15 protein-coding genes and 4 rRNA genes are annotated in these 26,719 nt (G+C 50.1%); 7 read left to right on the top strand and 12 right to left on the bottom strand.

Going from position 1 to position 26,719, the window contains the following annotated elements; genetic code table 11:
• Positions 1–188 precede the first annotated feature (188 nt).
• A 16S ribosomal RNA gene (locus EL645_RS22430) occupies positions 189–1,669 on the bottom strand.
• Positions 1,670–2,142: 473 nt separating this feature from the next.
• Between EL645_RS22430 and EL645_RS22425 the strand changes: the two genes are divergently transcribed.
• Together EL645_RS22425 and rrf are read left to right on the top strand one after the other, a co-directional pair.
• The gene (locus tag EL645_RS22425; RefSeq protein WP_126552560.1) at positions 2,143–2,343 is read left to right on the top strand and encodes a hypothetical protein; all 201 of its coding nucleotides are present in this window, start codon (positions 2,143–2,145) and stop codon (positions 2,341–2,343) included.
• A 63-nt stretch (positions 2,344–2,406) separates the two neighbouring features.
• Positions 2,407–2,523, top strand: a 5S ribosomal RNA gene (gene rrf / locus EL645_RS22420).
• A 114-nt stretch (positions 2,524–2,637) separates the two neighbouring features.
• Here the strand turns inward: rrf and EL645_RS22415 are convergent.
• Positions 2,638–3,648 (bottom strand): hypothetical protein, encoded by a 1,011-nt coding sequence (locus EL645_RS22415; protein ID WP_126552559.1) that lies wholly within the window; start codon positions 3,646–3,648, stop codon positions 2,638–2,640.
• Between the two features lie 269 nt (positions 3,649–3,917).
• Between EL645_RS22415 and EL645_RS22410 the strand changes: the two genes are divergently transcribed.
• The gene (locus EL645_RS22410; protein WP_126552558.1) at positions 3,918–4,523 is read left to right on the top strand and encodes a hypothetical protein; all 606 of its coding nucleotides are present in this window, start codon (positions 3,918–3,920) and stop codon (positions 4,521–4,523) included.
• Positions 4,524–4,926: 403 nt separating this feature from the next.
• Positions 4,927–6,444: a serine/threonine protein kinase gene (locus EL645_RS22405; RefSeq protein WP_161977590.1), complete on the top strand. Its 1,518-nt coding sequence runs from the start codon at positions 4,927–4,929 to the stop codon at positions 6,442–6,444.
• Between the two features lie 109 nt (positions 6,445–6,553).
• Here EL645_RS22405 and EL645_RS22400 read toward each other — a convergent pair whose 3' ends face one another.
• Together EL645_RS22400 and EL645_RS22395 are read right to left on the bottom strand one after the other, a co-directional pair.
• Complete coding sequence (locus EL645_RS22400) at positions 6,554–7,720, bottom strand: hypothetical protein (RefSeq protein ID WP_136625267.1); 1,167 nt, start codon at positions 7,718–7,720, stop codon at positions 6,554–6,556.
• A 184-nt stretch (positions 7,721–7,904) separates the two neighbouring features.
• A complete protein-coding gene (locus EL645_RS22395; RefSeq protein WP_126552555.1) occupies positions 7,905–8,258 on the bottom strand; it encodes a hypothetical protein in 354 nt (117 codons plus the stop codon).
• A 391-nt stretch (positions 8,259–8,649) separates the two neighbouring features.
• On the opposite strand from EL645_RS22395, the gene EL645_RS22390 reads away from it, so the two are divergent.
• On the top strand, positions 8,650–10,062 hold the full coding sequence (locus EL645_RS22390; protein WP_126552554.1) for an ATP-binding protein: 1,413 nt from the start codon (positions 8,650–8,652) through the stop codon (positions 10,060–10,062).
• Positions 10,063–10,145: 83 nt separating this feature from the next.
• Here the strand turns inward: EL645_RS22390 and EL645_RS22385 are convergent, their stop codons facing one another.
• Positions 10,146–11,054, bottom strand: a complete 909-nt coding sequence (locus EL645_RS22385) for a class I SAM-dependent methyltransferase (protein WP_126552553.1) — start codon at positions 11,052–11,054, stop codon at positions 10,146–10,148.
• Positions 11,055–11,157: 103 nt separating this feature from the next.
• Positions 11,158–13,371, bottom strand: a complete 2,214-nt coding sequence (locus EL645_RS22380; protein WP_126552552.1) for a glucosidase family protein — start codon at positions 13,369–13,371, stop codon at positions 11,158–11,160.
• A gap of 287 nt (positions 13,372–13,658) precedes the next feature.
• Here EL645_RS22380 and EL645_RS22375 point away from each other — a divergent pair, with 287 nt between their 5' ends.
• Positions 13,659–14,267 (top strand): DJ-1/PfpI family protein, encoded by a 609-nt coding sequence (locus EL645_RS22375; protein ID WP_126552551.1) that lies wholly within the window; start codon positions 13,659–13,661, stop codon positions 14,265–14,267.
• A gap of 866 nt (positions 14,268–15,133) precedes the next feature.
• Positions 15,134–16,249 carry an MFS transporter gene (locus tag EL645_RS22370; RefSeq protein ID WP_126552550.1) on the top strand — a complete coding sequence of 372 codons (1,116 nt, stop codon included), beginning with the start codon at positions 15,134–15,136 and terminating at the stop codon, positions 16,247–16,249.
• 427 nt (positions 16,250–16,676) lie between these two features.
• Here EL645_RS22370 and EL645_RS22365 read toward each other — a convergent pair.
• The 6 genes from EL645_RS22365 to EL645_RS22340 all read right to left on the bottom strand — a co-directional run bounded on the left by EL645_RS22365 (position 16,677) and on the right by EL645_RS22340 (position 26,584).
• A 23S ribosomal RNA gene (locus EL645_RS22365) occupies positions 16,677–19,634 on the bottom strand.
• Positions 19,635–20,053: 419 nt separating this feature from the next.
• A 16S ribosomal RNA gene (locus EL645_RS22360) occupies positions 20,054–21,532 on the bottom strand.
• Positions 21,533–22,274: 742 nt separating this feature from the next.
• A complete protein-coding gene (locus tag EL645_RS22355; protein ID WP_161977589.1) occupies positions 22,275–22,874 on the bottom strand; it encodes a hypothetical protein in 600 nt (199 codons plus the stop codon).
• Between the two features lie 11 nt (positions 22,875–22,885).
• Positions 22,886–23,269 (bottom strand): thioesterase domain-containing protein, encoded by a 384-nt coding sequence (locus tag EL645_RS22350; RefSeq protein ID WP_126552548.1) that lies wholly within the window; start codon positions 23,267–23,269, stop codon positions 22,886–22,888.
• Between the two features lie 69 nt (positions 23,270–23,338).
• Complete coding sequence (locus EL645_RS22345) at positions 23,339–24,583, bottom strand: cytochrome P450 (RefSeq protein ID WP_218031966.1); 1,245 nt, start codon at positions 24,581–24,583, stop codon at positions 23,339–23,341.
• A gap of 48 nt (positions 24,584–24,631) precedes the next feature.
• A complete protein-coding gene (locus EL645_RS22340) occupies positions 24,632–26,584 on the bottom strand; it encodes a non-ribosomal peptide synthetase (RefSeq protein ID WP_161977588.1) in 1,953 nt (650 codons plus the stop codon).
• Between the last annotated feature and the right edge of the window lie 135 nt (positions 26,585–26,719).

Below are 26,719 nucleotides of genomic sequence, written 5' to 3'. Positions count from 1 at the left end.
ACCTATAAATCGCTCAGCAAAATTGAAGATATATGCTATTGAGTTGTCAAGGTGCAAGGGGCCTTAACCCCTAAAGAGTGGAAACCAATCCAACTGCTGGCGTGACTACGTACCGATTCCTGGTCGACCTGGAAGTGGGATGAAGTATAGACGTTCTTCTGTGAAGAACCTTCATCCAAGCTCCCTAGAAAGGAGGTGATCCAGCCGCACCTTCCGGTACGGCTACCTTGTTACGACTTCACCCCAATCACTGACCCCACCCTCGACGCTTGCCTCTCTTGCGAGTTAGCCCAGCGGCTTCAAGTGTTGCCAACTTTCGTGGTGTGACGGGCGGTGTGTACAAGACCCGGGAACGTATTCACCGTAGTGTGCTGACCTACGGTTACTAGCAACTCCAACTTCATGGAGGCGGGTTGCAGCCTCCAATCTGAACTGAGGCCAGGTTTGACGAGATTAGCTCCCCCTCGCGGGTTCGCAACTCTTTGTCCTGACCATTGTAGCGTGTGTGTCGCCCAAAGCGTAAGGGCCGTGCTGACTTGACGTCATCCCCGCCTTCCTCCGTTTTAAAACGGCAGTTTCGCTAGAAAAATCCAACTAACGACAGGGGTTGCGCTCGTTGCGGGACTTAACCCAACATCTCACGACACGAGCTGACGACAGCCATGCAGCACCTGTGGATCCGCCCCGAAGGGACAGCCCGTTACGGCTGGTGCAAATCCATGTCAAGCCTTGGTAAGGTTCTTCGCGTTGCATCGAATTAAACCACACGCTCCGCTGCTTGTGCGGGTCCCCGTCAATTCCTTTGAGTTTTAATCTTGCGACCGTACTCCCCAGGCGGACCACTTACTGTGTTAACTACGACACTGAAGGGGTCGATACCCCCAACGTCTAGTGGTCATCGTTTACGGCTAGGACTACCAGGGTATCTAATCCTGTTCGCTCCCCTAGCTTTCGCACCTGAGCGTCAGGTACTTCCCAGGACACTGCCTTCGCCATCGGTGTTCCTCCGGATATCTACGCATTTCACCACTCCACCCGGAATTCCGTGTCCCTCTGAAGCCCTCAAGTCAGACAGTTTCCATGGTCCTTCGTCGGTTGAGCCGACGACTGTCACCACAGACTAACCTGACCGCCTGCGTGCGCTTTACGCCCAATAAATCCGGACAACGCTTGCCCCCTACGTATTACCGCGGCTGCTGGCACGTAGTTAGCCGGGGCTGATTCCTCTGGTACCGTCCGTTCTCGTCCCAGAGAAAAGCAGTTTACGATCCGAAAACCTTCTTCCTGCACGCGGCGTTGCTCGTTCAGGGTTGCCCCCATTGACGAAAATTCCTCACTGCTGCCCCCCGTAGGAGTCTGGGCCGTTCTCAATCCCAGTGTGGCTGATCGTCCTCTCAGACCAGCTATCGATCGCAGTCTTGGTAGGCCATTACCCCACCAACCAACTAATCGAGCGCAGGCTCGTCCTCAGGCGCCCTTGCGGGCTTTGCTCGTTGCCGAGCCTATGCGGTATTGTCGGCGATTTCTCGCCGGTATTCCTCACCTAAGGGTAGATAACCCACGTGTTCCTCACCCGTCCGCCACTCCCTTATTACTAAGGGCGTTCGACTTGCATGTGTTAGGCACGCCGCCAGCGTTTATCCTGAGCCAGGATCAAACTCGCCATCCAATGTTTTTATAGCTACATATCCCTGCAGGATATGTAAAAAGCATGGTAAGTTGCGATCATGGCCAATTTATAACATTGGCTCTAGTTCGCAGATTATTGTGGTCGCCACATCGGAATGATATGGGACCGAATTGACAGGAACTGGTTTGTGTATTCACTTGGTTCCAGTTGCTGTTCTGCTTTCCACTCTTCAGTTGTCAAGGTACCGTGCGAAACAGTTATTTCGCATTTTAACAAGCATGTGTTGTTTTTTCGTTCGCTTGTCTCATGTGCTGTAGTATCGCATATCCGTTGTGCTTTGTCAAGCATTTTTTGGAGCAATTTTTGCTCGGCTCCGAAATCTCGTTTCTCACCTTCCAAGGTTTTCCCTACAGAAACAGTCGTCAAAAAAAGCCCATAAATGGCCTATGAAGCGGCTGTAGAGAGAAAAACTCAGGAGAGAAGCAGTGTTCTCAGAGAGGAGCCACATTAACGTGGCGGATGCGAAGGGACAGGAGCACACGTTCCAAATACGTCTGGGATGGTGTGATTGTCTCTTTTTTGACAGCTCGATGATTATGCCACAACAGGATAATGTTGTCAAGTACTTCTATGATAATTTTGATGCCTCCCCCAAAATTCAGGCCATTGGCACTTATAAAATTCAGGCAAAAACATTAGAGCCAGGGTATTGACAAGGGACAATTGCCGTAGTATTATACTTCCTGTTAGAAAAAACCACTTGTATGTGCAGGTGAGTTGGTGACTGTAGAGAAGAGGGCACACCCGTTCCCATCCCGAACACGGAAGTTAAGCTCTTCATCCCCGATGATACTGCGTGGGCAACTGCGTGGGAAAATAGGAAGTCGCCGCCTCACCCGCCCACACGGGTGGTTTTTCTATAAGCAAAACAAGAGGAAGCAGCCAGGGATCAGATTATAAATGACATGATCCCTGGCTGCTTCCTCTTCATATCTGAGAGACTTTTTTTATGGGCGATGCTCCGCGCCCAGCATTTGTAGTACTTCACCCTCATCTTTGCTGGTAGCAACATAATCAGGAGCGGCTTTCTCTATCCTCCAGATAGCGCCTTTCAAGATGACATAACGCCACTCAAGATTAGGGCTATTATTGAAGTCGGCCGGAGTAGCGGTCTTCAGCAAATCCAACACATCATCGGGTACGGTATCATGAATATCGACAGCACCACTCTGAACCTGTTGAATATAGCCTGGAATCAGGCCCTCAGGATCTTCACGATAAATGACACGATGTAAATTCTGTAAATTGCTCAAACCAGCTTCGCGGTGTTCCGGTATAGCCAGATCATTGATGATGCGACGGCGCAAGGCCTCAAAAAAGCTATATTGCACCAGGCCGCTACAAATGAAGCGCAGCACGGATTCGGCGGAGGAATCCCTTTCGTCCCATTTTTTAAACAGGTTTGCCACGCTGGCTGCCGCATCCGCAACTTGCGGAATTGCGCCAAGGTGACGCCGGGCCACACGTTCAGCATAGAGGGCGCTCAACTCATAAACGGTCTTATGATCATACAGACCATTAATCTGGTCAATCGCTATTCCACGCACATGTCGGAGGTAGCCAATGCCATGAATATCCTCAGGGTCACGCGGATTATGCATTGATTTCTCGTAGGGATTTTCAACATACCAATCCAGACAGGGGCGCTTAATGCCTACAGTAAATTCGTCGAAAGGAATGACTTCGTTGCGCCAGCTGGCCAGTCGGATGCCTTTAGTTTTGGCTTCCACCAGAAACGTATTGTTGAAGCCTTGATGAGGGTCACTGATAAGATATAGGATAGCAGAATGGCTCCATTTGCTATCCGTAGCCATGCGAATTAGATGAGCAAAAACCTCTTTAGGATCTTTGTTTGCCCGTAGCATGACATCTGCTACTTGTAGAAATGGTTCACCTGTTTCAGGTTGCAAAAAATAGCTGAGTGGGTCCTGCTCAATGCGGCTAGCTCGATATTTCATAATACATGCGTTCCTCAAAATAGAGTGATACTCTTCTACTTTAATTATGCAACTAACGTTGAGTTCACAGCAAGATGGGGCAATAAAAAAGGACTAACTAGTAGTCCGCGAGAGTTTTCCAAGCCATGCAGTATATCCCAGTATGCAGCAATTGCTAAATAAAACCCGACAAAAAACCGACTTTCTTATTTATGATGGAAAAATCATCACTATAAACACTATAGTCGCCTTATATTCTTATGCATATTAAGAGATAGGAAAAATGCGAAATGGCATATCTACCTAAGACCTTTACAAGCTTGCTGGGAGCATGCACACTTCTTATCATGCTTTCAGTTCCTGGTTTTGCGGCGACACGCACGCCCGCTACACAGACAACGCCCCACATCTCCACACAGGGAAAGTGGAATATTAACAATGATGCCTTCCTGCGCATACTTGCTACGGCCAATCGCATGGTGCTAGCAAGCTATCCAGAGGCGCAGTTCTATGAAGCGGAAGGCACCCCACAAAATAATAGTGGTATGACAGCCCAGGACGTCAATCAATGGCTTTTCATCTTTAACAACCCGGCAACGACTCCAAATAGTACCCTGGAACTTCCCTACCAGAATGGACAGTTTGGGGCGATAAAATCTGTCGCGGAACCATTTCTGGAAGACCTGGTAATCACACTTCCACCGGCCACGGGCCTTAACGAAGCTGTTAAGTTGCTGCGACAACACTATACTGCTCCGTTCACGGCGGTCACCTTACGATTTCCGTTAGGCCCCACGCAAACTGAACCATTCTACATCTTCTCTCTTCCTGATGAGCACGTCTGGGTTTTTGTTGGCACCAATACCCACACCATCTCTACCGAGCCAATGGCTTAACCATAACCAACAAGTGCTTGCAACCTGCGCGATTGCAAACACTTGTTGATGCTCCCTGACCGCATCTTTGAGGTTTCACCATGTCAGAGTTTCATGATCCCTACGAACAGTAGTTCTGGTCGAGATCAATTGTCTATGTCGGCAAGGCCCTTTTCTTATCCCCATAAAGACCAGGATAGATAATATGCTAGCTATTTTTAGCCATTTACCAGTATTTATCTGGTATCCTTGTTATAATGGGCGAGCTAGTAATATATATTAATGTGTGGGTGTTATAGTTAACAAAATAATTGTAGTGAGCGCGATTTGATCGTGGCAGGTTGAATACAGTATAGCAACTTCTCACATGCGTATGCTCACATCATCAACTAGCAGGCTGGCACCGGTCAAAGGGAGGAAAGGCGTGCAAGGAGCATATACACATCTCCTCGTGGGAAATACTGTTTTAGATCGCTATATAATTGAAGATCAACTTGGTCAGGGTGGATTTGGAGCCGTCTATAAAGTTAGAGATCAACAAGATATTGATAAAGTCTTTGCACTTAAAGAAGTAGCCATCACAAATCAAATTGAACGCAATCTCTTCACATTTGAATCTGAGGTACTTAAACGACTGCGACATCCAGCATTACCGCGCATTTATTATTCGTTTGAAAATGAGCAGACTTCGCGAGCATATATGCTGATGGACTATATCGAGGGTCCAAATCTAGAAAACTTGCGTCAGCAACGCACTATGAAACGTTTCGCTGCCACTGAAGCGATTACTCTTCTAACCCCTATCGCACAGGCCATCCACTATTTACATAGCCAACAACCACCCATTGTACACCGAGATATCAAGCCATCGAACATCATTCATCCTATTGCTGGTAGTGGCGCGATGCTGGTCGACTTTGGAATTGCCAAGGCCTATGAGCAAGATGCGACAACCAGTGTAATGCGTATGTGCTCCCCTGGTTATGGTGCCCCTGAACAATATGTGGGAGGAACCAACCCACGTACCGACATCTATGGCCTGGCAGCCACGCTGTATGTCCTGATCACTGGTGAAGTGCCGGTGGAAGCTATTCTTCGGCTCACCCAATTAGGTAGCAAGCTACGCGACCCGCTCAAACCGATCAACGAATTGGTTCCAGGCGTGCCTGCGCATATAGCTAATGCTATCCATCAAGCCATGGCATTGAATAGCGAAGAGCGCTTTGCCTCGGTTGAACAATTCTGGCAAGCACTACAGGCATATACGCCTGCTTATACCACGCCGGGCCGCGTATTACCCTCAACCGTAGCAGCGAATCCATGGGACAAAACCACAGTTTTTACACCACCAGCGGCACACAATTCAACTCCCAGGGCAACCGTAACGGCTAAAAAATCCTCTAAACGCGTACCTATTCTGGTGGGCCTGGTACTCCTGGTCCTTGTTGCTGGTGTACTTATAAGTAGTAATCTGGGTTTTTTAACCTCAACTAAAGCTCACAATGCTTCCAATACGACCATCCCAACCGCGACACCTGCCATTATCTCAACAACCGGTGTCTATCCTCATCTCCATGCTTATTATGTAGGGAAAATATCTTCTTCGGTGGATACATTCTATAGTGCTGAACTTATCCTATCAAAAGTTCAACAAAAAGAGGCGATCATTAAAGGTATCCTCTACATCAAGAACGTAAAAAAAGCAAGTGCTTTTGAAGGAACAGTCGCAACCGACAATAGCATCCATTTTACGGTACCAGGAAAAGAGGTCCTCCGTTTTCAAGGCCTTGTCAGAACTAATGGTGTGCTTGCCGGTACTTATTGCCACCGTATAGACGCAATCACCTGCCCATTTATGGGCACCTGGGACGCCACACCTTCCAGAGTAACCACCGATCAACCGGGAGCCGGGCCCCAAAAAGCACAGGATGGAAATGCTTAGAACATGATACTATTTCCAGCACAGCCACCTATTGAACACGAAGGATCACAGCCCTCCGCATAAATAGTTGGAGGGCTATGCTTCTCTCTATATGAGCACGCTTTAGTACCTATTGCCAATCTGCGCTTTGCCATTTGCCGTTAGAAAAGCCTGTTAGCTCATGCACATGTTGATTGACATCCACAAACACAACTTCTTTCGTGCCCTGTAAGGACCAACCAAATCCTACCAGGCCACTATCGCTCACCAGAGATGTAACCGCCTGCAAGGTAAGATCGGTTCCCTGCCAACGATCATAAGGCGGTAGGGAGAGCTCTTGCAGATGCTTATTCTCATCCACATAGATCAAGACCCGCAGGTCTCCTTGCTCCCAATCATATCCAGCCAGAGATTGTCCGCTGGCCGGAGGCCGGTTAGAGAGGTTGGTTAAGTTACTTACAGCCCAGACAGTAGCAAGGGACCGCGATAGCTCTTGAATATTCTTCTGGTTATCAATATAGTCGATTATGATGCTGCCTGTGACACGCCATTCATAGGCTACAACCACGTGGCCATTGGAGAGGGGCGCTCCATACTGTTGCGTCAGGTCATCTGCCTGCCAGTTTCCATCAGGACTAGAACTCAACTCCTGTAGATGCTTAGCAGTATCCACATAGACAATATGGTTGCTTTCATCTTTAGACCAGACAAAAGCTGAGAGCGTGGTGCCATCAGCAAGGGCGGCATGGGTTAATTTCGTAATATCGGTCGCCTGCCAGGTAATACCATCAATACTGGCCAGGTCTTGAATGTGCTTCTGCTGATCGATATAGACAATATGTTGAGAGCCATCTGATGCCGCTTCATAATTGACGAGAATCACACCATTAGCCAGAGGAGCATGAGCCTGCTGGGTAATATCTAAGACCTGCCAGTGTCCATCTTCACCTGCCCAGAGGACATGAACATGACCCAGGGTATCAATAAAAGCTACTTGCTGGCTATCACCCTTATCCCAGCTATAGCTTGTCAGTGCCTTCCCATTGCTAACTGCTGAATGTGTGAGTTGCGTCAGGTCCGTTTGCTGCCAGGTACGGCCATCTTTACTGCTCAGTTGTTGGATATGACTATTCGCATCTATATATACCGTCTGGGTGGTTCCAGCGTTAGACCACTGTGAGGCAGCGATAGCACCTCCCTGTACGGGCAACGTGTGTAGCGCTGGCGGGATAAGGGTAGATGTTGTAGCAGAACTCGCCATAGTAATCGCGGGTCGGTTGCCATTAGCATGGGTCATTGGCAAACCGAGATAATAAAATGCGCTCCCCCCCCTAGCAACAAAATAATCGCCGATGCCAGAGGAAGTGCCACTTTTTTCGTTCGTGCACGTCGACCTTTACTGGTGATTGCCCATGGCCGCCGTGTCATAAAACTTGGCGAGCTTTGCTTACCTGTTTTTTTCTCTGTGTAGCGATAAGAAACTACATGCATTTTGCTGCTGATAAAGGGTGCGATAGGGCTATACTGCTCTGGCTCACGATATACAGGGCGGCAGAGTCCATGATCGGGGAACTTATATCTGCCTTGCTAAGAATAAGGGTTGGCTCTAGATCAGCCTCTGAGGCCTTTGGCCTGGCATGATCCATATTGGAAAAGGGAGCCAGGTGACCAGGCTTGGAGTTCTGTCCGCTGGAGATTAATATACGTTGCGTTTCTTCTTCTTCGTCTCCGTTTTGACCCTCTTCATAATTTTTTTTAGCTTCAGAACCAAATGAAGAGGCATCATCTTTTCCCTGGGTAGATTGTGATGAGGCATTTTGTAGCTTCGGTTCCATTATGTTCTCCCTTAACAAAGTACTCTCTCAATATCATTTATCTTCAATCACAATAAGTAGGAGTGATATATGTATAAAAAACACCTCCCTATCTTCCACACCTGAATAACGCAATGAAACCATCAAACAATGAAAGTTATGTAGTATATTCCTATTCTTCAAAGCTCTATTAATATACATCTTCACATTAACATATTACAATATCTTTTTGTTAAAAATCTTTCTTTTTCAGTAAATTTTTGCGCAAGATCATAAATTTACATAAATTTAAGGTGAGCAATCAAAAATTTAGATACATAATTTTTGGGAGTGTAATCAGATCTTTGAAAATCTGGTATACTCCCAAAAGATATAAACATCACCTACCCAGGTAAAGGATGACCATCGTTTTATGACAACAGAGATTCAAGAACAGGGCTATACCCGGCACGGCGGCGTACTGACGCCTATGGAGCACTTTCGCTCAGCAATGAATAGTGTATATGGACTGACATTGTTACGTGGCATACTTGCTCAAGACGCTGGACAATCCGTTTTGCACTTACTCAATGAGTTGCTGGCAGCCGAACCAGATCCTGTAACGACAGCCAGGGCCTATAGCGAGGCCTTTTATCAGCTTGCCGCGGCGCTAAATAATGATAGAGAAGCACAGATCACAGATGCATGGCAGGCATATCTTATTAATCGCTTGATTGATGATAGCAATCTTTGGAGTACCCAGCTAGAGAATGCAGGCGGCTCCCGTATTCCATCAACCCTCCGCGCCCAGGCCAGGCGCGATCTGCGTGCGTTGCAACGTCTCTTTGAGTTGGATGCTCAGTTGATCTGGGAAACGACATGCGCGGTCGTGACACCTGCGCTGCCTGAGCTGCGTGAGGCCTGGGAACCATGGCATAATCTCCAATCAACCAGGAATGAAAAGCTGCATCCTGTGCGTGCTACATTGACGCAAACAATCGCGACATGTTCCAATTGGGAAGATCTAATTACCCCGCTTGAACAGTACTGGTCCCGCTATGGCACAGGTCCGCTCGCACGTTATCAGGTCCTGCGTTGGGAAGGACTCACCAAAGAACTGGTTGGCATCCAGCATCCCGATCCTATTCAATTGACCGGCTTGATCGGTCATGAGCGCCAGCAATCCAGGCTAATCGCCAATGTAGAGCGATTTCTGGCTGGCTTGCCTGCCCACAATATGCTCTTATACGGACCGCCTGGAACTGGCAAATCTTCTACCCTTAAGGCCATTGCCAATACCTATGCCGAGCAAGGTCTTTGCCTGGTCGAAGTGGGAAAAGAAGCTATTGCAGATCTCCCCCAGGTTGTTACTGCCTTGCGTGGCCGGGCACCTCACTATCTCCTTTTTATCGATGATCTTTCTTTTGAGGATCACGATACTACCTATAAGACCTTGAAAGTATTACTGGAAGGCACAGCTGAGGCACGGCCAGCTAATTTGCTGATTTGTGCAACCTCAAATCGCATGAACCTGGTTAAGGAAAACTTCAGTGAGCGTGGCAAGCCGACTGAAGATGTCAACTGGCGCGATACAATGGATGAGAAGCAGTCGTTGGTGCATCGCTTTGGCCTGCGCGTTAGCTTCATTACACCAGATCAAAAGCAATATCTACATATTGTGCGTGCATTAGCCCAACAACGTGGCCTCGTTATTGCTGAGGAAGAACTCCAGACACGAGCATTACAGTGGGAACGTCAACATGCTGGTCGTTCTGGACGCAATGCGCGACAATTTGTCGATGACATCGAGGCCGAATTAAAGTATCAGCAAACACAACACGCCTAAAACTAAAAATTTGTCCAGGCTAGAAGAAATTAAAAAATAAGTATTGCGCCAGAGTGATATACCTGGCGCAATACTTATTTTTTCTAGAAGGTTCTTTGCCCATATGCGACATAAAAATTAGAATAGCTTTTGTATTGTTCGTACTCTTTAAAGGTTTTTTCGGCCAGTCTGTCATACTCTTGTGTGGTGATACCCGCGTGCGCGGTTACAAACGGGCGTGTAGCTTGCGTTACAGCTATCATATCCTGTAACATCATACTGCCAATACGTCCACCCCACAGGCCAACTGGAAGAGAGACTTTATGCGTCGAGACATTGGTCAGCCCCACCTGCTTAAGATTGGTTCCTAATCGTTGTGGCAATGAGGGGTCGATGCCTCTTTGCACTTTTAATTCATGGACCCATTGTGCTAAGCGTGTCGTCTCTGGCCCCAGGCGCTGACAGGTAAGATTGGTGTCCACGATTTCAATCCAGCCTCCAGGCCGCGTTACACGGTAAAGATCATATAATAAACGAGGCCAGGCGCGGGCTTGAATCCCTAATATGAGAAGACGCTGATGCACAAAATCAAAGGTTTGATCGACAAAAGGTAGTCCATCAACGACATTACCTTGCGTAAAAACACACTTTTTAGGGAAAGCCAGCGACGATTTATCCACTCTGGGAGGAACCAGATCGATACCCATAATATTGGCCTGCGGAAAGGCCTGGGCTTGCTCAAACATCCAACGTCCCGTACCACATGCCACATCTAAAATATCTTTGGGCTGCTTGATTGGAGCCAGATAATTTCCTTTAAAGGCATAGCGCAACATATAATGCTGAAAATCCAGGCGCTGCACTTCGGTCAGGTCACTTGGTAGCATATAAGGCACATTGGCGACATGCCGCCGCCCATCATCCCAGCGAAAATCTGGCTCATCATTATGAGCTGCTGGCATAAATACATTTAGATTATCGGGCTTTTTAGAATCTTGATTGAATGGCTTCATTTATAAGCTACTCCCTGCTTGCTTTTATGCGCTCTTTTATCTAAGTGTATGTTTTGCTACGGAAGCAAGTCAAGCAGCTACCTGGGAAACAGGCGATCCAGGCTTAGAGCAGTGTTATCACGATTCGCGAACTGGAGGCACTCACAAAACGCAAGATACCATCTGAGCCTGTGGTGGCTTCTTGCGTGCGCTCTTTGGTCTGAATACGATAACTGGCCTGAGGTAGCACATGATAAATTGTAAAACGTCGCTCGCCAGCTTCGGGAAGGGACAGATAGATAGAGCGCGGCGAAAAATCGACCTGGATATTGCCGATCTGATAGTGATAGTTCGTCTGTGTATAGGGGTGGATCACGACCTCACCCAGCTGGAGCCGAATACCGAATACAACTTCACGTAACAACATAACCAGGACTTCGGGATACTCGTGGTAAAAAGGGCTACGCACATTATAGCCCTGGCAATCATAGCGTTCAGCCAACCAGGTAGCAGAAAAGAGGTCGGAGCGCAAAGGCTCAATAATCTTTTGCTCCAGCGTATCAATATCGCCGACCGCTCCTCTGGCGTGTCCATCCGCCCAACCGATGCGCCCCATTGTGATGCGGGAGTCGCCAGTATTTCCCAGATAGCAATCCTCGGGACCATAGTAGCGCTCCGATACATAGGTGGCACGGCTGTGCGTGCAGGGTCCGGAGTCGATACGCGCCAGGATGGCGGCAGCGCGCTCATCTATAGCGATCCCAAAGGCGACCGCCAGCAAGTTAGCATCGTAATCCACAAAATCGCGTTCACTTCCATCCACAGCGCGCTGCGTAATGTAATGGTCGCCCGACCATAAATGGGCGTTCATCCCTGCAATAATATTGTCAGCCAGCGTGCGCAGCTCCTGCGCGCATCCCGGTTGCCCCAGAAAGTCCTCGGCGTCTGCCATATCCCTGAGCAAACCAACCATAAACGCATTGGTATCTGAGGCATAGTCGTGGCGGATAAAGACATCGATCCACAGCGGACCGGGAGCATTGATAAGCTGTACCCTCGCATCATAGCGATCGAGCAGAAAGGTGAGGGCCCGCTCAAGCTGAGACATCTGCGCTTGCAGCCAGGCGCGATCACCACTGACCTTAGCATATTGCAGGGCTGCCGAGATCCAGAAGATGTTAGGACCGGTCTGTATAGCCCCGCTGATCGCCTGGTACAGAGGTTCATCAGCATTAAAATGATGGGGAATCTGGCCCGATGGCAACATCGCGGCCCCTGAACGTTCTATCAACTTGCGTGCCTCGTTCTGAAGGTATGGATCACCTGCATAGAGGAGGACGCAGACGGACTCCCAGGCATCAGGGTCAAAAAAATTAAACAAGGAGGCATATCCATGCTCAGGAGCGGCCAGCGTTGGAGAGACTTCTCCCTGAAACTCGTAGGAGACCAGGCTGCCCACGGTGGTTGCGTAGATGGCTGTGTAGAATGTGCGTAGCTCGGCAAAAGGCATGCGCGTTGCTAGCGGCAGATGTGCTACAGGAAAATCATAATTATTCGCGCCAATGCGCGTGCTCGCCTGCCATAGCTGGCCCGGTTTAATAGATAAAGGTTCGGCCAGGGACCAATCGTTGGGACTCCACTGATCACAGGTGGGAAAGGTTCCGGCCAGCACTTGCTGTAGGCCGGAGGAGTAAAAAGCCTGGTCTGCATTCAATAAGACGACTTTTTGCTGCTCTGGCGTGATTATATCTACACACCCGCCTTTGCCCAACGCATAAAAATAGTGCAAGCGATCCATAGAGGCAAAGCAGGCTAACGGACTCTGCATACGCTGCACCACACCGCGCTCAAAGAGTCCGTAGACGGATGGCAGCGAGAAATAACTGGTCAGGCAGATACCCGCGATGGTAAGTTCACGCAACGGCTGCACCGAGATATCAAGCTGGAAGCTTCGCTCAGCCTCAGCTAACGTTAACCGCCAGCTTGAAGTCAGCAGGGGCTCAGCAAGATCATCGACGATACCAGTGATGCTTACCACAACTTTCGCAGCCGTCTGCTCAAGAATGTTAATAGTCAATGGCGCCGCTATTCCAAGCGAGGAGGCATAACCTGCGCTGGGGATTCCTGGATGCTGAATATCATAACGCTCCAGCACAATACCTTGCCGCGAAAGCGCATCCTCACCCTGGGCCGCTAGATTTCGACCATACGAACCAGTTCCAGTAAAATCTGCTTTAATGACATCGATCTGAGGATGCAGACAATTAAACTCGATCTGAATATAGCCGTTAGAGAGCGTAAGCCGCTGAGCGGTTTGAGAGAAATTTACCCTTGCCACGTTACACAATCCTTTCTAATTAGAGGACCTGCTCATCTTCTATAATTCCTGCTACGCGCATGACACAAGCAACCACAAAAACACCTTATCTGTCATGAACTTTTTGCTAGCAAAACTGATAGTAACATAACTATGTCTTCTTTAAATGTACTTGTCAAATAGAATAAAAAAGCTATACTCTTGATTGAACTGAACTCTATTGCTAACAGCAGGCTACATCAGCAAATAAGATATGCTATTTTCTTAGTAGATCCTACTAAAAATATCGCTTGAAAAGGATAGAGGCTATGAGTGAGCTACCATCATTAACCGTGGGTATCCTCATTTTTGATGAGGTTGAAGTTTTAGATTTTTGTGGTCCCTTTGAAGTCTTTTCAGTTGCGCGCCCGGTCGGCCAGCATAGCGATGCCGCGCAAATGTTCCGCGTCTTGACCATCGCTGAAACAGATAATATTATCTCTTGCCGGGGTGGTTTATTGGTCAAGCCACACGCGACAATCGAAAATCATCCCCCACTGGATATCCTGGTCGTGCCGGGTGGTCAGGGGACACGCAAAGAGATGTATAATCTGCGCTTGATCAACTGGATTAAACAGCAGGATCAACAGACACAATTGACAACTAGCGTGTGTACAGGTGCATTTTTACTCGCTGAGGGATCTCTATTAGATCAACATAAAGCAACCACGCATTGGGGGAGTATACAGTGGATGCAAGATACTTATCCTCAAATTACCATTCTCGACGATGCACGTGTTGTTGATGAAGGGCGTATCATTACTTCGGCTGGCATTTCAGCGGGCATCGATATGAGTCTACACGTAGTGGAGCGCCTTCACGGTCAAGAGTCGGCTCGCTGGACGGCGCGACGTATGGAGTATGATTGGCAGCGCTAAAAACGGCTGCGCTGGCAAAAACTTGAACAAAGAAACTGATGGCCAGGTTAACCTATGTCACCGACTCTATCCCATTGCATGGAATAAAAACATCAAAAACTTAATGGTGGACAGGATTTGACCTGGCATAGTTATTTTACCTTATCTCTGCGTAGAAATATAGTGAGTAATCTATTCATATTCCACACATAGTTATGGCTATCCAGTTATTTCTTTTCTGTCCTAAGAATGTGTCTTATTCCTCATGGTCTCCGCGATCTTTACGCCTGAATTTGAGCGCCTTTGGCGCTCAAGAAGCATTCTTATGTGGTGCAAAAAGTGCGCCAGGCGCACTTTTTGCACCACATAAGAATGCTTCTTGAGCGCCAGCGCACGTCCGCACAGGAGCGACATGCTTCCCATGCTGATGGGAATAAGATATATTCTAATCTCAATATATTCTATTATTCAGAGAAGGCAAAAAATCGTATTTGACATACCATAATGGTTATGGTACTTTATTTATCCAGATTAATTTACACAATCTAATTTTCCAGCACAGAATATAGGAAAGGAATAGATATGGCTAGCGCGACGACAAAGTACTCCAATGGGTGGTACTTTGGCTCCCGAGGAAGTGTAGTCCACGCATTTCGTGTCGCCCAGGGCCGTATTGTGCCTTTTTTTGGAGTAGATATTGACACGAAGCTGGACATAACATAGCCAAACGTCAAATCGCAAAGCCGTGGGTGATATACAAAGGTCTCGCCCACGGCTTTTTTATGCCATCTCTCATTGAAAAGATGGCCGCCGGGCTGAGAGCCAGCTATGCTCGCGGCTTTTTTGTGTGTCCTCATAAGACATTTGAGAATGGAGCTTGAGTACTGATGAAGTCTGATAAACTCGAAAATAATTCCTCGCCACTGTGGCGCAATCGCAATTACTTGCTTTTGCAAGGTGGGCAGATTGTTTCGTATGTTGGCAATCAACAACAATTTATTGCCTTACCGCTCCTGGTTCTGGCTCTCACGGGATCGGTCATCCAGGTAGGCATAGCAGTGAGCTTGAGCACTATCGCGGTTATTGTATTTAGCCCGCTGGCAGGCGCGCTCACGGATAGATGGGACCGCAAAAAGACCATGCTGATCTGTGATGCCGGGCGTATGTGCCTCATGCTGACCATTCCTCTGGCCTTCTGGTTTCATGTTCTGAGTATGCTACAGATCTATGTTGTGGTGGCGATTGGGGGTGTGCTCGGCACACTTTTTAGTGTCGCGAATACTGCGGCGCTACCTAATGTAGTGAGGCGTGAACAGCTACCAGCTGCCCTTTCCCAGTCGCAGGCAGCCTACAGCACCATTCGCACCCTGGGATCGCTCCTGGGTGGCGCACTGTATAGTATCGGGAGCGTCTTCCCTTTCCTGGTAAATGCGATCTCCTTTGGCGCTTCAGTGTTTTCACTGGGCCTGATTCGTGGGAAGTTCCAGAGTGATCAGAAAGGTCCACATCAACCGCTACACACTACCATTTCCGAAGGCTTTTCCTGGTTATGGAAACAGCCATTACTCAGATTTCTGACTATCATAAATGGGGCTGATAGTCTGCGCTATGGTGCAGGCTACCTGGTTATCCTGATTATAGCCAGGGAACTACATACGTCACCTGGCGGCATAGGTGCGATCTTTACGGGGGCGGCTGTGGGCGCACTCATCGGTAATCTGGCCAGCAGTTGGGCGCGGAAACGCTTTCAGTTTGGGAAGATCGCTATTATCATGCTCTGGCTCGAAGCGCTGATGTTTCCGCTCTACGCGGTTGCACCCAATGCTCTTGTCATGTGCTTTATCGCGGCCGCGGAAGAGCTGGTTGGCCCCATTTATAACATCTCGCTTGATACCTATCGCCTCACGGCAACGCCTGATACTATGCGTGGGCGTATGAGTAGCACGGTACAACTAGTGATCCAGGGAGCCCAATCAGTAGGGCGATCCTTGGTGGAGTCTTGATTCAAGGGATCGGAGCGAAAAACAGCGCGCTCGTATTAGGAATCTGGCTGCTGCTGCTAGCAGTCGCAGCCACCTCAAACAAGCGGCTTCGCCACGCCACGCTCCTGACTTCGGAGGAATAGCCCTCCCCTGCATAGCAGGTCCAAATACACACAGCAAAGCAAAATTGTGATTGCAGGTCTACATGATTTTATGGGTCATGTGGGCCTGCAATCACCCCCCATTAATGGGTATAGAGTAAATTTATTAATGCCTTTGAACAAACAAAAAAGACTTTACTCACTACAAGTAAAGCCTGTCTGTGTGCTTGAAAGCACGAACCACTGGAAATAGTATTCCCTCAATTTTGCCGAGCGCCAGATCAGCCTGCGCTGAAGCAGCGGACTCGCATCCTCAGAATGCCACGATGAAGATACCAACGAGTAGGTGAAACAAGCCGTACGATCATTAGGGCGACTTCGCTGCACCTGTTACCAGGCGTCCACGTGTCGTCTATCTACCAGGTCGTCTTCCTGGGATCTTGATCCTACGAATAGGATGGGAGAACTCGTCTTGGGTGCGGCTTCGCGCTTAGATGCCTTCAGCGCTTATCCCTTCTCAACATAGCTATCCAGCTCTGGCCCGGGCAGGCCAACTGGCACACCAGCGGTTGAGCCATCTCGGTCCTCTCGTACTGGAGATGACGCCCCTCAATTCTCCTACGCCCACGACGGATAGAGACCGAACTGTCTCGCGACGTTCTGAACCCAGCTCGCGTGCCGCTTTCATGGGCGAACAGCCCAACCCTTGGGACCTACTCCAGCCCCAGGATGCGACGAGCCGACATCGAGGTGCCAAACCTTGCCGTCGATGTGAACTCTTGGGCAAGATAAGCCTGTTATCCCCGGGGTAGCTTTTATCCGTTGAGCCACACTCCTTCCACTCGGGAATGTGGGATCACTAAGCCCGACTTTCGTCCCTGCTCGACCTGTCCGTCTTGCAGTCAAGCTCCCTTCTGCCTTTGCACTCTTACGGGTGATGTCCATCCACCCTGAGGGAACCTTTGGGCGCCTCCGTTACTCTTTGGGAGGCGACCGCCCCAGTCAAACTACCCGCCTGATCCTGTCCACGTCCCGGCTCACGGTGACGTGTGAGAAACAAAACACAACGAGAGTGGTATTTCACTGCTGTCTCCCCTACCCCACAAGGATAGGTTCTCCAACTCCCACCTATGCTACGCACGCTCTGCCTCGTTTCGAGGTCAAGGTGTAGTAAAGCTCCACGGGGTCTTTTTGTCCTGTCGTGGGTAACCCGTATCTTCACGGGTACTTCAATTTCGCCGAGTCCTCTGTCGAGACAGTGCTCAACTCGTTACTCCTTTCGTGCGGGTCGGAACTTACCCGACAAGGAATTTCGCTACCTTAGGACCGTTATAGTTACGGCCGCCGTTCACCGGGGCTTAGATTCGCAGCTACGATCACCGCTCCTCGTAACCTTCCGGCACTGGGCAGGAGTCAGCCCCTATACTTCCGCTTTCGCGTTCGCAGAGACCTGTGTTTTTGGTAAACAGTCGGTTGAGCCAATTTCTTGCAACCCCTCACGCCATCCCGAAGGACATCGCTACTAGGGCACCCCTTCTTCCGAAGGTACGGGGTCAATTTGCCGAGTTCCTTAACAGAGGGTCGCTCGATCACCTGGGGAGAGTTCCCCTGCCTACCTGTGTCGGTTTGCGGTACGGGCGGAGTACACTCTGGCGAGAGGCTTTTCTTGGCGGCCTAGGGGCCGATGACTTCCGCGGACTGACGTCCGCTCGCTGCACGTGTCATGCACAGGAAACCGGGATTTGCCTCGGCTTCGCACTTCACCGCACAGACCCATCCTGTCCATTCGATGGGCTCACCTTCCTTACCGCGTCCCCCATTGCTCATAACGAGCTACTCCGGTGCAGGAATCTCTGACCTGCTTGCCATCGCCTACGACTATGACGTCCTCGGCTTAGGACCCGACTTACCCTGGGACGATTGACGGTGCCCAGGAACCCTCAGGCATTCGGTGTGTCTGGTTATCACAAGACATGACGCTACTCATTCCGGCATTCTCACTTCTGCGCGCTCCACCAGTCCTTGCGGTCTGGCTTCTCTGCCCGCAGAACGCTCCCCTACCAACCTTTCAATAGAAAGGTTCCATGGCTTCGGTACCTCGCTTGAGCCTCGATACGTTGTCGGTGCCACTACACTCGACCAGTGAGCTATTACGCACTCTTTAAATGGTGGCTGCTTCTAAGCCAACATCCTGGCTGTTTGGGCGTACTGACTCCCTTTGACACTAAGCGCGGATTTAGAGACCTTAGCCGATGGTCTGGGCTGTTTCCCTTTTGACGACGAAGCTTAGCCCCCGCCGTCTCACTTGCATGCATGCTGTCCTGGCATTCGAAGTTTGGTTGGGTTTGGTAACCTGCACGAGGCCCCTAGCCCATTCAGTGCTCTACCTCCAGGATAGTGTTTCATACAGCTGTACCTCAATACATTTCGGGGAGAACCAGCTATCTCCGTGTTCGATTGGAATTTCTCCCCTATCCACAAGTCATCCCCAGTTTTGCAACACTGGTGGGTTCGAGCCTCGACGGACTGTCACATCCGCTTCACTCTGCTCATGGATAGCTCACACGGTTTCGGGTCGCATCGCCGCAACGTTCGCCCTCTTCAGACTCGGTTGCCCTGGGGCTCCCCAACTTTAGCGTTGGTTAACCAGGCTACGACGATGCACTCGCCGGATCATTCTACAAAAGGCACGCCATCAGCCCTTGGTTCCTCCTGGAACAGTGGCCTCTGACTGCTGGTGAGTACGTGGTTTCAGGGTCTCTTTCATCCCCCTCTCGGGGTGCTTTTCACCTTTCCCTCACGGTACTTGTTCGCTATCGGTCGCTGAAGATGTGTAGCCTTGGAGGGTGGTCCCCCCAGCTTCCCACAAGGTTTCACGTGCCTCGTGGTACTCAGGATACCGATCCACTCCTCTCGCTCGTCCTTTACGGGACTCTCACCCGCTCTGGTCACGCTTTCCAACGTGTTCAAGTAAGCAAAAGTTGTTTGTTATCGGTCCTACAACCCCAACCGTCCCAAGGGATGGTTGGTTTGGGCTGGTCCCGGTTCGCTCGCCACTACTACGGGAATCTCGGTTGATTTCTTTTCGTCGGGTTACTGAGATGTTTCAGTTCACCCACTGCCCCCCGTCACTGCCTATGTGTTCAGCAGGCGGTCTCCAGACATCACTCTGGAGGAGTTGCCTCATTCGGAATCTCGGGGTTCATCGCTTGTATGCAGCTCCCCCCGAACGTTTCGCCGGTCTCCGCGTCCTTCTTCGGTCTTCAGCGCCAAGGCATCCACCTCGTACTCTGTGTAGCTTGTTCTCTTCGTTCAGATCTACATCATGTCTCTGGAATGCTTTGACTTTTTCTCATTTATCGAAAAAATCGATCCTCTGCTTCAACTCTGGCTGACCTATAAATCGCTCAGCAAAATTGAAGGAATACTATTTTCAGTTGTTCAGGTGCACTATTGGTGGCATGCGCCACACGCATCGCCGCCTGCGGCGGCACGCGCGAGAGGAGAGGTTCGTGGGGACACCCCACACCCCGGCAGTGGGACTGCCGTCCCCCTGCACCCCCTGGTGCGTTGATTTGCGTGTTGCGGTTGTTGTACCCCAACAGCTCAAGAGTGGAAACCAGCCCAACCATCTGGCGTGAACACGTACCGATTCCTGGTCGACCTGGAAGTGGGATGAGACTGAGATGTCATGGGATCCATGACGCTCATCCAAGCTCCCTAGAAAGGAGGTGATCCAGCCGCACCTTCCGGTACGGCTACCTTGTTACGACTTCACCCCAATCACTGACCCCACCCTCGACGCTTGCCCCTCTTGCGAGTTAGCCCAGCGGCTTCAAGTGTTGCCAACTTTCGTGGTGTGACGGGCGGTGTGTACAAGACCCGGGAACGTATTCACCGTAGTGTGCTGACCTACGGTTACTAGCAACTCCAACTTCATGGAGGCGGGTTGCAGCCTCCAATCTGAACTGAGGCCAGGTTTGACGAGATTGGCTCCCCCTCGCGGGTTCGCAACTCTTTGTCCTGACCATTGTAGCGTGTGTGTCGCCCAAAGCGTAAGGGCCGTGCTGACTTGACGTCATCCCCGCCTTCCTCCGTTTTAAAACGGCAGTTTCGCTAGAAAAATCCAACTAACGACAGGGGTTGCGCTCGTTGCGGGACTTAACCCAACATCTCACGACACGAGCTGACGACAGCCATGCAGCACCTGTGGATCCGCCCCGAAGGGACAGCCCGTTACGGCTGGTGCAAATCCATGTCAAGCCTTGGTAAGGTTCTTCGCGTTGCATCGAATTAAACCACACGCTCCGCTGCTTGTGCGGGTCCCCGTCAATTCCTTTGAGTTTTAATCTTGCGACCGTACTCCCCAGGCGGACCACTTACTGTGTTAACTACGACACTGAAGGGGTCGATACCCCCAACGTCTAGTGGTCATCGTTTACGGCTAGGACTACCAGGGTATCTAATCCTGTTCGCTCCCCTAGCTTTCGCACCTGAGCGTCAGGTACTTCCCAGGACACTGCCTTCGCCATCGGTGTTCCTCCGGATATCTACGCATTTCACCACTCCACCCGGAATTCCGTGTCCCTCTGAAGCCCTCAAGTCAGACAGTTTCCATGGTCCTTCGTCGGTTGAGCCGACGACTGTCACCACAGACTTACCTGACCGCCTGCGTGCGCTTTACGCCCAATAAATCCGGACAACGCTTGCCCCCTACGTATTACCGCGGCTGCTGGCACGTAGTTAGCCGGGGCTGATTCCTCTGGTACCGTCCGTTCTCGTCCCAGAGAAAAGCAGTTTACGATCCGAAAACCTTCTTCCTGCACGCGGCGTTGCTCGTTCAGGGTTGCCCCCATTGACGAAAATTCCTCACTGCTGCCCCCGTAGGAGTCTGGGCCGTTCTCAATCCCAGTGTGGCTGATCGTCCTCTCAGACCAGCTATCGATCGCGGTCTTGGTAGGCCATTACCCCACCAACCAACTAATCGAGCGCAGGCTCGTCCTCAGGCGCCCTTGCGGGCTTTGCTCGTTGCCGAGCCTATGCGGTATTGTCGGCGATTTCTCGCCGGTATTCCTCACCTGGGGTAGATAACCCACGTGTTCCTCACCCGTCCGCCACTCCCTTATTGCTAAGGGCGTTCGACTTGCATGTGTTAGGCACGCCGCCAGCGTTTATCCTGAGCCAGGATCAAACTCGCCATCCAATTTTGTATATCATAGTCACTCAGCGAGCAACTATTCATTGCATGTGAAGTGCGATCATGGCCAAGTCATGATAACATTGGCTTTATTTCGCAGATTATTGTGGTCGCTCAATGTTGCCATCAAGCGTCCGAATTGACAGGAACTGGTTTGTGTATTCACTTGGTTCCAGTTGCTGTTCTGCTTTCCACTCTTCAGTTGTCAAGGTGCCGTGCGAAACAGTTGTTTCGCGTTTCAACAAGCATTGATTGTTTTTTCGTTCGCTTGTCTCATGTGCTGTAGTATCACATATCCGTTGTGCTTTGTCAAGCGTTTTTCCGATCAGTTTTTTGATCGGCTCCGAAAGTCATGTTCTCGTTGGTCGCGGTAGCAACCATCCCTGAAACAGGGCACAAAATGCCCTTCACACAACCATTTGTTGGGAATTTCAGGGGAGAAATGATCCTCCCAGAGGAGCCACCTTAGCGTGGCACAACTGATGCAAAAGGACAGGTGCGCCCGCTCTACAAGAGATCAGGTGATTGTCGCTTTTTTGACAGCTCGATGATTATGCCACAACGATCGAGGCCTGTCAAGCATTTTCTTTATTGCGCTAAAAGTACTTCCTGGGAGCTTATTCCGTTTCACAAAATGCCTCCTCCAGGTCTATCACATGACAGGTTCACACCTTTTTAGGGGCGCAACAAAGCCAACATAATGACCCGACCCTATCGCGCAAAAGAGCCTGGGGAGGAAACACAACCATCAGACACGCACAGACACGGATTTTTGGGCAGCTTGCAGACTGCTATGAAGGGTTGCCACGAAGCCATCTAGATAATCTGTGCGGCAACTATGATGGGAACCACGTAAAATGTGCGTCTCTACCTGGTCGTTTTTGCTGGCCACGATCGTGCGCCAACCAGCTCGGCGCCAGAGGTCTACTTCATCCCAGAAAAATACTATCTTGCCTGGATAGAGGTCTGTGGGATAATATCCCAGGCCCATCCACTCATAAATACCAGGCCAGTCTTCGCGCAATATATTGGCAGTTGGAAAGATTACTGCGCGCGGAAGAATGGTTAGGACTGGTCGCGCCAGCTGCGCTTCCACCTTATCCCCCTGCTGTCTGGCCTGGTGTTCGGCTACTTTTTCATGTCGATAACGGGAGAAGCGCAATAATCGATACAGGTGGCGAATCTGCAAAAACCACTCGAGCGGCTTTTCTGGCCCTTGCTTTAAAGCCTGGCAGCTCGCCACAATGACTTTGCGGAAGAGCTTACGTAACCCGGGCGCCGGATAATCAGAATCGAATAAAGCCAGTAAGGCTACCTGTTGACCCGCTGCATGTAGTTGCCGGGCCATCTCATAAGCAATCAGTCCTCCATTACACCATCCCCCAGGAAATACGGTCCTGTGGGTTGAATTGCGCGCATGGATTTGACATGGGCTGCGGCAACCTCTTCAAAAGGCGGTGGACCGGGCAAGCCATCGAAGTCGTATGGCTCCAGGATATAAAAGGGCTGGTCATCTCCTAAGCCACGGGCCAGGGGGAAACAATAGAAGGCTTGCCCCTTCCAATCACCATGCAGGTAAAAGAAAGGGGATTTCGTTCCACGAGCCTGTACAGCAACCGCTCGTTCGCGCGAAGCCTCAGTTGGAGGAACAGGGATAGGTTGCTCTGGAGGCTGAACTTTGCCGCTCAGATATTTTTCCAGTAAAGCTCGCCGGGCTTCCGATATATCAGGCGTATTTGACATATGCTCTCCCATCCATTTCGTAGCTAACAAAACTGCCAGTGCGGTTGCTATCCTGGTCCATTGATTGCATTAGAAGGTTACAGGAAGCGCGGTGAGTCCACGCAGGCCAAGATTTTCGCGCCAGCTAATTGGCCCTGGCTGCAACTGCAATTCTGGCATACGACTCAGCACTGAAGCAAAGACAGTCTGGCCTTCGATGCGGGCCAGGGGCGCGCCAAAGCAAAAATGGCTGGCCCAGGCAAATGCCAGATGGCGATTATCTTGACGACAAATATCCAGTCGATCAGGCTCTATAAAGCGCTCTGGATCTCGATTGGCAGCTCCCATCACTGCAATTACAGCCTGACGCTTACGGATCTTTTTGCCGCCCAACTCTACATCATCCGGTGCCAGGCGAGCAGTATGCTGGCTGGGACTTTCATAGCGCAATAGCTCTTCAACGGCTGATGGTACCAGTGTGAGGTCGGCTCTCAGTTTCTCAAATTGGTCGCGCTGCCTCAAGAGGGATAGAAAACCGTTGCCAATCAGATTTGTGGTGGTCTCCTGCCCACCCACCATGGTAACAATCGTATTGGCAATAACCTCTTCTTCCGTAAAGCGGTCTCCGTCTATCTCGGCATTCAAATAAGCGCTGATCAAGCCATCCTGTGGATGGGCACGTTGCTCACGGATGGCGGCTTTGAAGTATGTGATCATCTCTTCCAGACTGCGAATGACGCGCGCGGCGCTATCAGGATTATGTTGAAAGTTTCCTAACACCTGAGCAAAGTCAGCCGACCAGGCGGTCAGTTGACGCCAATCGCTGGTTGGCACGCCCAGCATCTCGGCTGTGACAATGGCTGGTAGCGGATAAGCCAGGTCGGCAATAATGTCCATCTGCCCCTTATCCTGTACCGCATCTAATAAGCTCGTAGTAATCTCCTGGATATGGGAACGCAATAATTCAACGCGCCGGGGAGTAAATGCTTTAGAGGCCAACCCGCGCACCCGACCGTGATTAGGAGGATCAAGGAAAAGCATTTGCCGCACCATAACCTGGGCCAGGGGCGTCAGTGCTTCGAGTCCCAGGGCTTTAAGTTGTTCAGGTGTAGGGGTACGATTGGCCGAGAAACGCTGAAATACACTCACGACATCCGCATAGCGGGTCACCACCCAGGCATGTAGAAAAGGGTCCCAATGTACTGGATCTTCGGTACGCAATTGCTGATATAGTGGATAAGGGTTTGCGAGTATAGCTGGATCAAGTAAGTGATAGAGGCTCAAAGGAGCTTTCTGCTTACCTGCCACCGAGCGGGCTCCCGATTGCATTGTCATCGTCTTACTTCCTCTCTCGAAGGGACCTTAATATCTACGCTTGTGCTACTATCCCTGCTCTAACAGGCGCAGTACTTCGTCCTCACTCATCGACTCTACTTTTGCCAGTACACGCTGTTCTACTTCGCCGGCCAACAGTTGAATGGTTGGAGCTTCGAACAGGGTGCGCAACGGCAGGTCGATAGAAAATTCTTTGGAGATATGCGCGATAATCTGTGTACCCAGCAGTGAGTGCCCACCAAGCATAAAAAAGTTCTCATCAATACTGATCTGTTCCAGTCCCAGCAGGGGAGCAACGATATTCGATAGACTTACTTCGGTAAGGGTAGCAGGCAGAACGAGCTCGCCATCGCGCAGAGTATTGGCCTCATCAGGTACAGGAAGTTGCTTGCGATCAATTTTGCCATGCGCTGTCATTGGGAGTTTCTCCATTTTTATAAATACAGTCGGGATCATATATTCAGGTAAGCGTTTGCTTAAAAACTCATACAAGCTGCTTATTACAATTGGCTCGTTTGAGAACAGGACGACATAAGCTACCAGATGTTTATCGGAACTAGCATCCTCGCGTGCAATGACAACGCTTGATTGAATCGCGGGATAACTATTTAAAACAAATTCGATCTCGTTGGGCTCGATACGGAAGCCACGAATCTTGATCTGATCATCAATACGCCCCATAAATGCCAGTTGCCCATCAGGTAAGAAGCGCGCCAGATCCCCGGTCTTATAGAGTCGCACGCGCGATCCATCATGCAGCGTTCGCTGGACAAATTTTTCCGCGGTCAGCTCTGGTCGATTAAGATAGCCGCGCGCGAGCCCGATGCCGCCAATATGTATTTCACCAGGCTGGCCAATCGGCACTTGATGTCCCTCTTCATCCAAAAGATAGAGCTGCGTATTGGCAATCACACGTCCGATGGGCGGCAATTGCGTGCTATCGGAGGTAGGGAGGATGTGACCCGAGGTGACCAACACGGTTGCCTCACTGGGACCATAGTTGTTTACCAGCATAAAAGGCAGCGTTGCAGGCGGATAATAGTGCAAGATGTCTGCGCCGGTCAGCATGTAGCGCAGGGATGTTGTTGCTGGCCATGATAAGAGCAGGGCGTTTTCGGCCAGGGCAGTGGGTAAAAAGGTGATCGTAATCTGTTGCTGTACCAGCCAATCACGCAACTGTGGAGGTGAGGTACGCAACCCTTCATCCACCAGATAAAGACTGGCCCCGGCCGCCAGGTAAGGCCAGATCTCCCAACCAGTCGCATCAAATGCCGGGCTGGTCAGATGTGTAGCCCTGTCAACAGCGGTTACACCAAAGGCCTGCTGGTGCCAGTAAACAAGATTAAGCAGGCTCTTGTGCGTGATCTGTACACCCTTTGGCAGTCCGGTTGAACCTGAAGTATAAATCACGTAAGCCAGATCTTCAGCACTTATAGAAACAGCCGGATCATCCGATGATTGCTGCGCTATTAATACTTCATCTTTATCGAGCGCAATCACCTGGAGATCGGGAGGATTTATACGCTTCAGAATATGTTGCTGACTAATCAGTACATGAGCACCAGCATCCGTCAGCAGAAAATTTAATCTTTCAGTGGGATATGCGGGGTCCAGTGGAATGTATGCTCCTCCAGCCTTTAAGATACCCAGTAAGGCAATCAAGAGCTCTGGTGTCCGTTCCAGGCACAGGGCTACGGCTACTTCAGGTCCTACACCTAGTTGCTGGAGATAGTGAGCCAGCTGATTGGCACGCTGATTAAGCTGGCGATATGTGATTGTGCGCTGATCGGCCACGATGGCCGGGGCATCAGGACAGGCAGTGGCCTGCATAGCGATTAATTGTGGAATACATTTATCAAACAGCAATGTTTGCTGTGTAGCGTTCCAGGCAGTAAGCTGTTGCTTCTCCTCATCAGATAACAACAGATCTATAATAGAGGTTTGATCATTTATTAATTGGTTGTCGTCAGACATGGTACCCTCGCGATCAGCACTATACACAACCCATACCTCCTGATCATCAATCAGGAACACACTACAAATAGCCTGAACTTCAAAGCAACAAGCACAAGTATACCTAACAGTCCAGTTAAATACTTCTACCTGATGGCTAACTTTATGGCAATTGATAACCGA

This window comes from Dictyobacter kobayashii (assembly GCF_003967555.1).
Lineage (GTDB): Bacteria > Chloroflexota > Ktedonobacteria > Ktedonobacterales > Ktedonobacteraceae > Dictyobacter > Dictyobacter kobayashii.
The sequence above is the reverse complement of the archived record's forward strand: the minus strand, read 5'-3'. Positions and strand labels throughout refer to the sequence as shown.